Here is a 12,898-nt window from a genome sequence, read left to right as displayed (position 1 = left end):
TTCAATAAATATTAATCCTTCTCTAATTCTTTGCGGTAGCGATCAATATTGTCCCTGACCTCCTTCGCCAGAACAGGCTCATCAATATCCTTATATCCTTTTAATTCGTCGTAAATGATATCTGCCACTATGGTCCTGCATGCTTTTTTGTTATCGGCCGGGATCACATACCAGGGTGTTTTCGGTCCTGAGGTAATATTGATGGCTTCCTGGTAATATTGCTGGTACTGATCCCAGTACTTGCGTTCTTCCATATCTCCGGGAGAAAATTTCCAGTTCTTCTCCGGCAGGTCCAGTCGCCTGAGTAACCTGTTTTTTTGCTCTTCCTTTGAGAGATGCAGGAAAAACTTGAATACCAGGGTACCGTTCTCTACCAGGTGTTGTTCAAAATTTTTAATCTGCTCGAACCGGCGATGCCAGAACGACTCATTGACATCTTCCACCGTTACGATACCGGGAATGTGTTCCCCCAGGATATACTCGGGATGAACCCTGGTAACCAGTACATTTTCGTAATGGGTACGGTTAAATACGCCGAACTTCCCTCTTGAGGGGAGCCGCAAATAATGTCGCCACAAATAATCCTGTTTCTTCTCCAGGTATGTAGGGGCCTTAAAACTATGCACCACAACTCCCCTCATATTAAAATCCTTAAATACCTCCCTGATCAGGCTGTCCTTTCCTGCCGTATCCATCCCCTGTAAACAAATCAGTACAGCATATTTGCCATGTGCATACATAACATCCTGAAGTTTACCGAGCTTTCTTCTGGTTTCTGCAAGTCTTTTCTTTAACCCATCATCGTCCGAATTCAGGTCTTCATACGTCTCCAATTCCGAAAGTTTTACCGGGCTATCTACCCTGTAGCGTTCGGTTCTAATCTTATCCATGTGATACTTTTTCATAAAAATACCATTTAATGAATTCATTTTTAGCGCTTTAAGTCGAAGTTTTTTAAAATGAAAGATTAATCGTAATATTGTTAAACCCAAATTTCAGTTGTATTTAACTCAACCTATTCCAACTATGAGAAAATTTACTTTACTCTTTACCCTGCTTATTGCTTCCGCAGTTGCGGTTTCAGCCCAGTGCACCTCAGCCTACTCTGCAGCTTCTTATGCGCTTGCACATACCAAAAGGGCTTTAAATGCAGACAACTTTGACCATCAGATGCTTTATGCGGATCGTGGAGTGGAAGCCATGGAGAAAGCCCGGGTTCTTATTGAAGACTGCGGATGCCAGCCTGCCCTGAATGAAATGACACAGGGACTGGACAACCTGGTAAAAGCGACAGATCCCGCCGATTGGGAAGCTGGCAGATATTACACTAAAATTGCTTTCGAACATGCCAAGGCGGTGATGGGGGCATTAGATCAATGCACCATGAATACCACCGCTCCTGCTACTCCTTCTTCAGATTACGAACTCACCGCCTCTGCAGATTCATCTACAGAGTATATCGCAGCAAACAGCGACCTGATCTCTGAACAGGAAAAACTGGAAGCAGAACGCAGACGCCTCGAAGAAGAGCAGCGTAAGCTTGAAGAAAAAATTGCTCGTCAGAGAGCGCTTGCAGAGAAGGCCAGAATGGCCAGGGCCAGGGAACTGGAGGAGCAACTGGTAGTAAAGCAAGCTGCTGAGGTACACCTGCAGGCTGTGGAACAAAGTCTTCGCGATCTGGCGGAAAGTCTTGGATGCTCCAAAGCTATATCCGTTCTTAACAGCAGTTATAAGCGAAACGACGGTGTATTGGAGAACGAAAGCCTTGAAGAAACCAAGGCCTGGTACCTCCAGCAAACGATAAGAATGCAAAAAGATGTTGCTGCAGCCCTCGGGAGCTGTGCTCAGCAGTAATTCTTAAGAAATACAGAACACAAAAAAAGCCCTGATTACTTATCAGGGCTTTTTTTGTGTTCGATTTATTTACTTGCAAACAACTTCACATCTTCTTCGGTGACTTCTTCTCCTCCAAGGATGAGCAATCGCTCTACTACGTTTCTCAACTCCCGGATATTCCCGGTCCAGTTATAGTGCTGTAACAACTCCAGTGCCTCCTCTGAGAATTTTTTCACCGGGCTGCCCTGCTCTCCCGCTATCTTTTTACTGAAATGCTCCACGAGCATGGGAATATCTTCCCTGCGGTCATTAAGCGCCGGTACCTTGATCAGGATCACTGCCAGCCTGTGATACAGGTCTTCCCGGAAATTCCCCTTTTCGATCTCTTCCTGTAAATTCTTATTGGTAGCTGCAATAACCCGTACATCCACCTTGATATCCTTATCACTTCCTACCCTGGAAATCTTATTCTCCTGAAGTGCTCTTAAAACCTTGGCCTGGGCCGAAAGACTCATGTCTCCCACCTCATCCAAAAATATGGTCCCTTTATTAGCCGCTTCAAATTTACCTGCACGGTCCTTTACCGCAGAAGTAAAGGCTCCCTTAACATGTCCGAAAAGTTCACTCTCGATGAGTTCAGAAGGAATGGCAGCGCAATTTACCTCTATCATCGGCCCCGAAGAACGGTCACTTTTCTGATGAATCCAATGTGCCACGAGTTCCTTCCCGGTCCCGTTTGGCCCGGTAATCATCACACGTGCATCTGTAGGTGCCACCTTTTCTATGATATCCTTTATATGGGTAATAGCATCGCTCTCTCCTATCATATCATAATTCTTCCCCACTTTCTTCTTTAATCTTTTATTCTCAGAAACCAGTTCCTTTTTATCAAGAGCATTTCTTACCGTATTTAATAAACGATTCAGATCCGGGGGTTTTGAAATGTAGTCGTAGGCACCAATTCGCATGGTATTCACCGCTGTATCCAGGTCGCCATGACCGGATATCATCACAAAGGGAGTTTCAGGCTTTATCTTCATGGCGGCCTCCAGGACTTCAACCCCGTCCATTTTAGGCATTTTAATATCGCAAAGCACCAGGTCGTAATCGTCCTGCTTGATTAGCTCCAAACCGGAAAGACCATCGGCTGCCTCGGCAACCTGGTAATCTGAATTCTCTTCACTTAGAATCTTTACCAGTACCCGCCTGATGGCCGCTTCGTCTTCTATGATCAAAATCTTTGACATCTATCTTAAATAAGGTTTTCAAATAGGTTTACCGAAGGGATACTTTCAACAATCATACCGTAATTTCTCTGACTAAATACAGAAAATAAGGAACTCAGGACTCCCCCCCTGTTTTGTAAATATGTACATCCCGCTGCGGGAAAGGAATCGTGACTCCGTTTTCGCGAAACTTCTTGTCAATCCGGTAACGGATTTCACTTTTAGTAGTCGGATCTCCGAAGCTATCCCTGACAAAAAAGTTCAAAATGAATAATAGGGCGGAATCTCCGAAATCATCAAAAAGCACTGTTGGCTGTGGAGATCGCAACACACCATTTTGTTCGTTTGCAGCCTCCAGCAGCAATTTGGTAACCAGCCTGGTATCGCTGCCATAGGCAACGCCCACCTTTACAGATTCCCGTGTAACCCTTCTGTTCTGGGTGTAATTAAGGATGTTCTCGGTAAGAAATTTATGGTTAGGAATTATGAGCACTTTATCATCCCTGGTAATGGCCCGGGTGGTGCGCAGTTTTATATCTTCCACCCTGGCCACCTTTCCTTCCATTTCTATGATATCGCCTACGTGGAGCGACTGGTCCAGAATGATGAGAATACCGGAGATAATATCCTGAAACAGGTACTGCAGGGCAAAACCCAAACCTACAAACAACGCAGCCGAAGCTGTAAGCAGCACAGTCAGGTTGATTCCGGCCGAATTGAGCACGGTGATCACTACCAGGATATACACCAGGTAATTCACGAACTTAAAGATCCCTTTGAACTTGAGTTTATCTTCCATGGGCATCCGTCGGGTGACCCATTTTCTGATAAATTTCAAAATATAGAAGGAAATGAAGATACCCAGCACAATGCTGATCAGGGTGCCCAGGGTTACTCCTTTGTAAATATGAAGTCCGAGAAAATTACCGATCTCAGACAGGATACGCTTAATGATCTCCATAGCGGTTAATTGTATTTTAGCCATTTATACAATTCTCTGTAAGTAGGTTTTTTGCCATACATCAGGATTCCCACCCGATAGATTTTTGCGGCAAGCCAAACAATGCCTATAAAAGTAAGCATTAATAAAATTACGGAGGTTATTAATTGCCACCAGGGCACACCATCGGCTCCCACCCCTGCGGGCAGCCTCATTAGCATGACAATCGGACTGGTTAGAGGAAACAGCGAGAATCCTACAGCGATGGGACCGTGCGGATTGTCGAACACCGAAAAGAATCCTACATAAATGGCAAGCATGAGTGGCATGATAACAGGAAACATGAATTGCTGGGTATCTGTTTCATTATCTACTGCTGCACCTATTGCGGCATAGATCGAGCTGTAAATAAGGTAGCCAAGCACAAAATAAATAATAAAAGACACGAATAGAGTAATCCATGGAATTTTAAGGAGTTCAGCCAGGTAGATCTCCACGATCTCATTGGAGGCCGCAGCTTCATTAATGGTCTCCATGGTCTCCGGAGGAATATTAGTTCCGGAATTTAATTCGGTCCAATGGATTCCCATAAGACTGAACACCACAACCCCGAGCACTGAGGCAGAAATGATCCAGATAACGAACTGGGTAATGCCCGCCAGGGAGGTGCCGATGATCTTACCCAGCATAAGCTGGAAAGGCTTTACAGAAGAAATGATCACCTCTATGATCCGGCTGGTTTTCTCCTCGATCACGCTTCGCATTACAAAGGCACCATAAATAATAATGAACATCATAATAAGGTACCCGAATCCTCCGCCTATGGCCGCCTTGAGTTCATTTATTCCCTTCACACTGCGTTCCCCGCTAAAGGTGGAAGTGCGTATCTCATAATTGGAAGCCAGTTCCTGGACCACCTTTTGGGAGACCCCCAGTTCCTGCAATTTCTCCTCCCGGAGCCGCTTCCCGATCCTGGATTCAAGCATCCCGGTAACGGCCATGGAAGGTGAATTCCGCGAATAAAACTGAATACCTTCAGAAACGGCTTCTATGGAGGTATCGTTAGGAATATGAAGAAGTCCGTAATAGCCCATGGCCGCCACGGAATCTCTGGCCTCTTCCAGGGTGATCCCTTCCAGGTCTACAAAGGAAAGCTCGGGCCCGGTTATAAACTGGTTTCCGAAATAGATACTTTCATCCAGCAACCCGATCACTTTCTTCTGGTCGTTATTCATCCTGGTGAGGAATACTACAACTGCGATCATACCTACGATGAGTAGGGGACTCAGAATGGTCATGACGATAAAAGAACGGTTTCTTACCTTGGCCAGGTATTCTCTTTTGATGATGAGTTTAAGCTTGTCCATTGCCACCGGCTTGTTCATTAACAGTTTGAATAAAAATATCGTTGGCAGATGGGATCACTTCATTAAAATAGGTTACCTCCGCCCTGGAGTTCAGCAGACTAAGAAGTTCTTTTCTCCCTGTACCGTTTTCAAGGGCTATTCGAAGTTTTAATTCTTCACCCAGAGACCTGAATACAGCCTCCCTGGTAGTAAACATTGTATCGAGTTCCTGTTTCAGGTCTTGAGGGTTGTCATGGAGCAGCCCCACCTCATACGTATTGCTTTTATGCGCCTTCTTAATGGCGTTCAGGTTCCCGTCAAGGATCTTCCTGGATTGGTGGATCAGGGCGATGTGGTCGCATAGTTCTTCTACCGATTCCATACGGTGAGTGGAAAAGATCACCGTTGCGCCCTTGTCTCTTAATTGAAGGATCTCATCTTTGATCAGGTTGGCGTTTATAGGGTCAAACCCACTGAAAGGCTCATCGAAGATAAGCAGTTCCGGCTCGTGTAGTACCGTTACAATAAACTGAACCTTTTGCGCCATTCCCTTGGAAAGCTCCTGTACTTTTTTATCCCACCAGCCGCTGACCCCAAATTTTTCAAACCAATACTCAAGGCGTCGTTTTGCTTCCTGATGGCTGAGCCCCTTTAATTGCGATAGGTAAAGCGCCTGTTCCCCCACCTTCATGGACTTATACAGCCCCCGTTCCTCTGGCAGGTAGCCAATACGTCGGATATGATCTCTGTTAAGGGGCTTGCCATCGAAAAGCACCTCCCCGGAATCAGGATGGGTGATCTGATTGATGATACGAATAAGAGTGGTCTTTCCCGCACCGTTTGGCCCCAGGAGTCCGAAAATACTTCCCCTCGGGATCTCCAGGTTGACATGGTCAAGAGCCTGATAAGCTCCATACCATTTACACAGGTCTTTAAGTACCAATAGATCAGACATGGCTGCAACGCTTTTTGTAAAGATATAAAAAAGCCCTCCAGCTACACGGCCACATTTTGGAATAATGCCGGGAGGTATAAAAAGAAAAACCCACCCTTAATCAGGATCAAGGATGGGAAAAAATTGCTATGAAAAAGAAAAAATTAACACTAGTGGAACACTAGCATCTTAACAAAGATAGTTTTTTTTAAAATATCAAAAAGTTAAATTAGGAAAACATATCCTTCACTTTTTCAAAGAATGACTTATCACTATTCTCCGGATTTGGAGCAAAGTTTTCGTCGTTTATCATTTTTTCGAAGAAATCTTTTTGTTCTTTATTCAGGGTTTTGGGCGTCCATACATTTACATGAACCAACAGGTCACCACTTCCGTACCCATTTAAATTGGGGATCCCTTTCCCTCTCAGGCGAAGGATCTTTCCAGACTGTATCCCTTCTTCCAGTTTGATACGCACCTTTCCGCTCACGGTATCAATTTCCTTCGAAGTTCCAAGAACAGCTTCAGCAATATTAATGTACAGATCAAAATGCAGGTTATCGCCTTCCCGCTTCAGGCTGTGGTGTTCCTCTTCTTCAATGGCCACAATCAGGTCACCAGGGATTCCGTTACCGGGAGCTTCATTCCCCTTTCCTGAGACTTTAAGCTGCATGCCATCTACAACCCCGGCAGGGATTTTGATGGACACGGTTTCTTCCTTCACCTTTAAGCCCTGGGCATCTGCGTCGGCAGGTTTCTTATCGATCATCTGACCGGCACCCGAACAGGTGTTACAGGTAGAAGCCGTTTGCATACGACCGAGAATGGTATTGGTAATTCGCGTTACCTGACCGGTACCATTACAGGTGGAACAGGTGGTATAGGTAACTCCGTCGGCTTGTACTTTACGCCTTACTTTTACCTTTTTCTCCACTCCATTAGCTACCTCTTCAAGGTTAAGTTTCACCCGGATGCGCAGATTACTCCCCTTCACACGGCCGCGACCGCCACCAAAACCACCGAAGCCGCCAAAACCGCCTCCGCCGCCAAAGGCACTTCCGAAGATATCACCAAACTGGCTGAAAATATCATCCATATTCATACCGCCTCCACCGAAACCTCCGGATCCGTCAAAGGCTGCATGGCCATATTGGTCGTATCGGGCGCGTTTTTCGGGGTTGCTCAACACCTCATAAGCTTCAGCAGCCTTCTTAAACATCTCCTCGGCCTCCGTATCGCCTGGATTCTTATCCGGGTGATATTTTATAGCCTTTTTACGATAGGCCTTTTTGATCTCTGCCGTACTGGCGCCTTTTTCTATCCCCAGTATTTCGTAATAATCTTGCTTCATCAATTTTAGATTTTGGGACCCGGATCACTCCGGAATTTTTTCATTTGACATCTGCTCCATAGCGGTCAGGGCGTTGTCTTCGCCACTAACCATCGGTCTTCAAATCAGGCCTGACCTACCACCACCTTCGGGTGACGAATCACGCGATCGCCCAGCTTATATCCATTTTCAACGACATCAATGATCTTTCCTTTCAGATCGTCGGTGGGAGCCGGAATCTGGGTCACGGCTTCGTGCAATTCTGCATCAAAAGCATCGCCCTGGTTCACTTCAATCTTTGCCAATCCCTTATTTTGAAGAATATCGCGGAATTTATTATGGATGAGCTCCACCCCCTTTAGGACTTCCTGGTCGCTGTTCTTGCTCAGCTCGGCTACTGCACGGTCAAAATCGTCCAGTACCGGTAACATCGCTACCATAATATCCTGTCCGGCGGTCTTGAAAAGCTCAATACGTTCCTTTGAGGTTCGCCTCTTGTAATTCTCGAATTCGGCGAACAGCCTCAAAAACTTATCCTTTTCCCTGGCCAGGTCTTCCGCCAGCACTTCAGTTTCAGAACGCTCTTCGGCTTGTTCCTTCTGTTGCTGATTTTCCTGTGCGGCCTTCTGCTCTTCCGAGAGGCCTTCCATCTCCTTTATATCCTTTTCTTTTTTTGCCATAGTGAATGATGAAATTTCTAAAACCTGATTTTCAAACGGCAAAAGTACTGCCATTTCCTGTAAAATGTCAAAATGTCATCTTAAAATATTTAATAAATCCTTAATAAACTCCCCGCTTCCTATTCCTTACTTTTGGGCAACTAATTAAGAAATCAATTTATTATGAAAAAGAACATCATTAAGTTAGGTGCCATAGCATGTATTGCAGTTATGGCTTCTTGTAAATCAGAATCGAAAAATAAAACCAGTGCCGAAGAAGCAGTGGTTACGGAAAGTGTTACCGAAATGGCTGCTGCAGAATACAGTGCAGATCCTGCCAACAGTACCATAGAGTGGAAAGGGTTTAAACCGACAGGAACACATACCGGAACCGTAGCCATTTCTTCGGGGAGTTTTATGGTTGACGGAGAAGAAATTAAAGGTGGTGAATTTACCATTGATATGACCAGCATCAACGTAACCGACCTGGAAGCAGGAGATGGAAAAGAGGATCTGGAAGCCCACCTTAAAGGTACTGTGGAAGAGAAAAAAGACCACTTCTTTAATGTTCAGGAACACCCAACTGCCAGTTTTGAGGTAACCGGAATCAGCACTGAGGGAGAGAAAACCATGATGGAAGGAAACCTGACTATTAAGGGAATTACTAAAAATATTAGCTTCCCGGTACAGGTTCAGAACAACGGAGACATGATCGAAGTGAGCAGCGAACCTTTCACCATCGACAGAACAGAATGGAATGTAAACTACGGTTCAAAGAGTGTTTTCGATAACCTGGGAGATAAATTCATCAACGACGAGATCGAATTAACCATTAAGGTAATGGCTAAGAATAGCTAATTAAAGTATTTGAGATATTTTCAAGAGGCCAGTTCTTCCCGGAGCTGGCCTTTTTCATTGATCAGATCTTTCAGGGCCGGAAGCAGGTTGGGGTATATAAAATGATAGCCACTGGCTTCGATCTTCTTGGAACTTACCCGCTGGCTCTCCAGCAGGACCGAGCTCATTTCTCCAAGTAAAGCCTCAACGGCCCACTTGGGAATATTGGGTAAAAGCAGGGGTTTTCCCAGAACACCGGCTATGCCTTGAATGAGTTTATTTTGAGTTACCGGGTTAGGTGCAACCCCGTTATAGATGCCCGAAAATTCATTTTCCAAAAGATGCAGAAAAACAGATGCCAGATCATTGATATGAATCCAGCTTTGCCATTGCTCCCCGGAACCAAAGGCTGCCCCTGCATAATACCTGACAGGTTTTACCATTTCAGGTAAAGCGCCCCCATCCATACTCAGAACAAGGCCGATACGTACTTTGGCCACCTGCATCTCCAGGGCGGTAAACTGGTCTGCAGCCTGCTCCCAGTCGCGTACCACCTCTCCAAGAAAGGAGGCAGCAGTCTCGTGGGTATCTTCTTCGTAATAATTGGTGAGCGAGGAGGGATAATATCCAATAGCCGATGCACTTACCAGGCTGGCCACCTTTTCTCCGGAACGCTTTAAACCTGTAAAAAGAGTGTCCAGGGAATTCACCCGGCTATCCCGGATGACTTGTTTATAGGAGGAAGTCCATCGTCTGGACACACTGCTTCCCGCCAGATTGATAATAGCATCAACCCCTTGAAAGCAGGAAGTATCGATCTCATTCTCTGAAGGATTCCAGTAAAACCCTTTATAGTTAGGAGTTCCTGAAATCTTATCCTTACTGGTGGTCAGGTAAAACACCTCGTGCCCTTTTTCCATGCATAAGGCTGAAATTGCGCTGCCCACCAAGCCGGTGGCACCGGTAATAAGTATTCGCATCGATTAATGGTTTATTTAAAAATAAACAATAATCCCTGCTCTTTAATAGGGTTTAATGAAGGTTTAACAATAAGAAGCGTAATTTTTTCAGAAATCTTCAATCACTTCGGTTTTATGGCCCTTAGCATCTCGCGTTTTCCCGGAGGTCCGGGGAGTTTCTCTACTCCAAACCCGACCGCCTTCATCGCCCTGCGGACACTTCCCTTTGCAGCATAGGTTACCAGGATACCCCCGGGTACGAGGGCTTCATACATTTTTTGAAAAATGCTTTCTTCCCAGAGTTCGGGTTGGACCCTGGCCCCAAAGGCATCAAAATAGATCAGGTCAAAAGCGTCCTGGTCTGTAATATCGTTAAAGAATTGTTTGCGTTTATTCAGGAGGAATCCCGGGGTAATCTCCTGTTCCTGCTCCCAGGATGCCCGGTGGAGTTTCTCAAAAAGGGCACTTTGACCCGGAGTAGCGCTTAATTGTTCCGCGTAGTTAAGCTGTTTCCATTCCGCTTCTTCCACCGGATAAGCCTCTACGCCCGTATAGGTTACTTCCACTCCCTCCTTTTCTGCTTCCAGCAAAGTAATAAAGGCATTCAAACCCGTTCCGAAACCGATCTCCATGATCCGGAGCTGTTTACCGAAATTTTCCAGGGCGAGATTCCAGCCCATCCCGATAAATACGTGAAAGGCCTCCTGGATAGCCCCATGTCTGGAGTGGTAATGCTCATCCCATTCCTTCAGATAAATGGTTACCGACCCATCGGCGGTCTTAATGATCTTTCGTTCCATAACCTATTTTACTGCTACTCCGGAAGCGATAAAGGTGTAGGTTTTTTTAGGAGCTTTGATCGCCTCTATATCCTCCACGGTGCTTCCCGCATCTTCCGCATAGTGCTTCTGGTCTTCTACGCTCATCAGGTCAACAAAAGCATTCCCCTCAACCACCACAGATTTTCCCGCAAGGTCTTTAGGTACAAAAAAACCATAGTCCTTAAACCGCACCATAGCTGTCTGATCATTGCCCAGGTCGAGTTTCATCCAGCAACCTTTCATCTGGCACACCTCCACCACCTTTGCTTCGAAAGCCACAGACAGGGTGTCAGGCTCCATCATTCCTTCATACATTCCGGCCATATCTGCCGCAGAAGAGATCTTATCGGCGTTGATTCCCTTTCCAAACTCCTGGTCCTGGATTGCAGCCGCCACGGCCGGTTTTTTCGTATCGGGCTGATCCTGTTTATTCTCCGACTTACATGCGGTAAGACATAACCATGCCAGAAGCACACATACATTGAATTTCATAGCTGAAATTTTATTAAATTCAGTTTCAAATTAAATGAAAAAACCCACATCACTCCTAAAGGACAGCTATTAATTTGTTAATTTTGCGAAAACCAATTGGAAATGACAAAAGAAACCTTACAAAACATAACCGTAGAAAAAAATAAGAATTCCAAAATCGGGGAAGTTGATTTTGACAACCTCGTGTTTGGTTCGGTATTTACCGACCATATGTTCGTTTGTGACTACCATGACGGGCAGTGGCAGGATCCCCAGGTTATTCCTTATCAACCCCTAACCCTTGACCCATCTGCCAGGGTATTCCATTATGGCCAGGCTGTTTTTGAAGGGATGAAAGCCTACAGGGATGATGAGGATCAGGTCTGGCTTTTCCGTCCGGACGAGAACTTTAACCGAATCAACAAATCCTGTGAAAGGCTGGCCATGCCCGAATTCCCGGAAAACTATTTCTATGAGGGTCTTAAAACCCTCCTGGAACTCGATAAAGACTGGATCAAAAAGGGATTTGGAAATTCACTTTACATAAGACCTTTTGTAATTGCCACCCAGGCAGGTGTCATGGCCTCGCCATCAAACGCCTATAAATTCATTATCATCTGCTCTCCCGCCCAGGCCTATTACGGAGGGGAAGTAAGGGTTAAGATCGCCGATCACTACAGCCGTGCAGCCAGTGGCGGATTCGGATTTGCCAAGGCGGCAGGAAACTACGCCGGTCAGTTCTACCCTACCAACCTGGCCAAGGAAGATGGCTTTCAACAGGTGATCTGGACGGATGCCAACACCCACGAATACCTGGAGGAAGCAGGCACCATGAACGTGTTCTTCAGAATAGATGACACCCTGGTTACCTGCCCGATAAGCGATCGTATCCTGGATGGAGTGACCCGGAAAAGTGTGATTGATGTAGCCCGCGATATGGGAATAAACGTCGAGGTAAGGCCGGTGAAGGTAAAAGAGATCATCGAAGCCGCAAACGATGGGCGCCTGAAGGAGATCTTTGGTAGCGGTACCGCAGCAGTGATCACTCCTGTACTCGGTTTCGGATATAAGGGCGATAAATGGGAACTGCCCAAACAGGACTCCACTTATGCCCAGCAAATCAAAAAGCGAATTATGGACATCCAATACAACAAGGCCGAAGACAAGTTTGGCTGGAGATATAAAGTATAAACCGCGGAAAAAAGGGGCTCACCGCCCCTTTTTTATTTTAACCTCAGGCCGGGTGCCTCACTCCCAATAGCCTTCACCCACGGGGTCGCTTAATTTCACTTAAAAACCGAAGTATATGTTTAGTACGGGTCAAAAGATCTTCGCCATTTTTTTCGTTGTAGCCTTTATTATTATCATGGTCATCAGCTACAGAAAAGACAAAAAAATTCACCTCAACCAGTTCCGTGGCACCAAGTGGGTTCTTATTGGGTTCATCGCGTTTATGGCCATACTGCTTCTCATCAAATACCTGCTCACCCAATAAATGATTACACCCGTTCTCCTGTCGGCATTTCGGGGCGTTACTTG

The 12,898-nt window shown here is 45.7% G+C and carries 14 protein-coding genes; 4 read left to right on the top strand and 10 right to left on the bottom strand.

All coding sequences use genetic code 11. From position 1 onward, the window contains the following. Positions 1–11: 11 nt before the first annotated feature. Entirely contained in the window at positions 12–890 is an 879-nt protein-coding gene (locus tag K7R11_RS11370; protein ID WP_224491201.1) for a PPK2 family polyphosphate kinase, read from the bottom strand. A gap of 136 nt (positions 891–1,026) precedes the next feature. Here K7R11_RS11370 and K7R11_RS11365 point away from each other — a divergent pair, with 136 nt between their 5' ends. After that, a complete protein-coding gene (locus K7R11_RS11365) occupies positions 1,027–1,854 on the top strand; it encodes a hypothetical protein (protein WP_224490861.1) in 828 nt (275 codons plus the stop codon). 65 nt (positions 1,855–1,919) lie between these two features. Here the strand turns inward: K7R11_RS11365 and K7R11_RS11360 are convergent, their stop codons facing one another. The 6 genes from K7R11_RS11360 to K7R11_RS11335 form a co-directional block, all read right to left on the bottom strand. After that, complete coding sequence (locus tag K7R11_RS11360) at positions 1,920–3,083, bottom strand: sigma-54-dependent transcriptional regulator (RefSeq protein WP_224490860.1); 1,164 nt, start codon at positions 3,081–3,083, stop codon at positions 1,920–1,922. A gap of 94 nt (positions 3,084–3,177) precedes the next feature. After that, positions 3,178–4,023 (bottom strand): mechanosensitive ion channel family protein, encoded by an 846-nt coding sequence (locus K7R11_RS11355; protein ID WP_224490859.1) that lies wholly within the window; start codon positions 4,021–4,023, stop codon positions 3,178–3,180. A 5-nt stretch (positions 4,024–4,028) separates the two neighbouring features. Further along, the gene (locus tag K7R11_RS11350; protein WP_224490858.1) at positions 4,029–5,369 is read right to left on the bottom strand and encodes an ABC transporter permease; all 1,341 of its coding nucleotides are present in this window, start codon (positions 5,367–5,369) and stop codon (positions 4,029–4,031) included. Further along, complete coding sequence (locus K7R11_RS11345; protein ID WP_224490857.1) at positions 5,356–6,303, bottom strand: ABC transporter ATP-binding protein; 948 nt, start codon at positions 6,301–6,303, stop codon at positions 5,356–5,358. The genes K7R11_RS11350 and K7R11_RS11345 overlap by 14 nt, the downstream gene beginning before the upstream one ends. 208 nt (positions 6,304–6,511) lie before the next feature. Beyond that, positions 6,512–7,633, bottom strand: coding sequence for a molecular chaperone DnaJ (gene dnaJ / locus K7R11_RS11340; RefSeq protein ID WP_224490856.1), 1,122 nt, complete (start codon positions 7,631–7,633; stop codon positions 6,512–6,514). A 104-nt stretch (positions 7,634–7,737) separates the two neighbouring features. After that, entirely contained in the window at positions 7,738–8,292 is a 555-nt protein-coding gene (locus tag K7R11_RS11335) for a nucleotide exchange factor GrpE (protein ID WP_224490855.1), read from the bottom strand. A gap of 162 nt (positions 8,293–8,454) precedes the next feature. Here K7R11_RS11335 and K7R11_RS11330 point away from each other — a divergent pair, with 162 nt between their 5' ends. Next, positions 8,455–9,129 carry a YceI family protein gene (locus K7R11_RS11330; RefSeq protein WP_224490854.1) on the top strand — a complete coding sequence of 225 codons (675 nt, stop codon included), beginning with the start codon at positions 8,455–8,457 and terminating at the stop codon, positions 9,127–9,129. 20 nt (positions 9,130–9,149) lie between these two features. On the opposite strand, the gene K7R11_RS11325 is transcribed toward K7R11_RS11330, so the two are convergent. The 3 genes from K7R11_RS11325 to K7R11_RS11315 all read right to left on the bottom strand — a co-directional run bounded on the left by K7R11_RS11325 (position 9,150) and on the right by K7R11_RS11315 (position 11,380). Next, complete coding sequence (locus K7R11_RS11325; protein WP_224490853.1) at positions 9,150–10,088, bottom strand: TIGR01777 family oxidoreductase; 939 nt, start codon at positions 10,086–10,088, stop codon at positions 9,150–9,152. 101 nt (positions 10,089–10,189) lie between these two features. Next, a complete protein-coding gene (mnmD, locus tag K7R11_RS11320; RefSeq protein ID WP_224490852.1) occupies positions 10,190–10,867 on the bottom strand; it encodes a tRNA (5-methylaminomethyl-2-thiouridine)(34)-methyltransferase MnmD in 678 nt (225 codons plus the stop codon). Positions 10,868–10,870: 3 nt separating this feature from the next. Then, positions 10,871–11,380: a DUF4920 domain-containing protein gene (locus K7R11_RS11315; protein WP_224490851.1), complete on the bottom strand. Its 510-nt coding sequence runs from the start codon at positions 11,378–11,380 to the stop codon at positions 10,871–10,873. A 102-nt stretch (positions 11,381–11,482) separates the two neighbouring features. Between K7R11_RS11315 and K7R11_RS11310 the strand changes: the two genes are divergently transcribed. Both K7R11_RS11310 and K7R11_RS11305 read left to right on the top strand, forming a co-directional pair. Continuing rightward, positions 11,483–12,550 (top strand): branched-chain amino acid aminotransferase, encoded by a 1,068-nt coding sequence (locus K7R11_RS11310; protein WP_224490850.1) that lies wholly within the window; start codon positions 11,483–11,485, stop codon positions 12,548–12,550. Between the two features lie 115 nt (positions 12,551–12,665). Continuing rightward, complete coding sequence (locus K7R11_RS11305) at positions 12,666–12,854, top strand: hypothetical protein (protein ID WP_224490849.1); 189 nt, start codon at positions 12,666–12,668, stop codon at positions 12,852–12,854. Positions 12,855–12,898: the final 44 nt, after the last annotated feature.

The organism is Robertkochia flava (assembly GCF_020166515.1).
GTDB lineage: Bacteria > Bacteroidota > Bacteroidia > Flavobacteriales > Flavobacteriaceae > Robertkochia > Robertkochia flava.
Note: the sequence above shows the minus strand (reverse complement) of the source record. Positions and strands in the feature narration are given on the sequence as shown.